The sequence below is a fragment of the Sulfitobacter sediminis genome (assembly GCF_040811725.1).
GTDB lineage: Bacteria > Pseudomonadota > Alphaproteobacteria > Rhodobacterales > Rhodobacteraceae > Sulfitobacter > Sulfitobacter sediminis.
Genome location: NZ_JBFNXX010000191.1, coordinates 1 through 254, shown reverse-complemented (window position 1 = coordinate 254; position 254 = coordinate 1). Strand labels below are relative to the sequence as shown.

The window sequence follows — 254 nt, the reverse complement described above, 5'->3', positions numbered from 1 at the left end:
CGGCGGTGATGAATCACATCTGCGGGCCTGCGAGGTGCTCGTCGATGTGTTGGATCGTTTCCTCAGCGGCGGGGGCGCCCTAGGCGGAGGGCGCCCCGGCTAGCAGACCTTCGGTGACCTTGATCCCGAGCTGAACGCGGTTTTCCGCCTTGGCCTTCTGGTGTGCCTGCGCGTCGTTGTTCGATACAACGTAGTCGACGCGATCCAGTTGCTTCTCGATCATGTTGTTGACGGGGTTGCCGCCGGCACCTCAT

General features: G+C 62.6%; 1 pseudogene. It reads right to left on the bottom strand.

Annotated elements, in window-relative coordinates:
* Window positions 1–16: 16 nt before the first annotated feature.
* Window positions 17–250: pseudogene (locus tag AB2B41_RS23625) on the bottom strand (cell division protein FtsZ); the annotation flags it as partial.
* Between the last annotated feature and the right edge of the window lie 4 nt (window positions 251–254).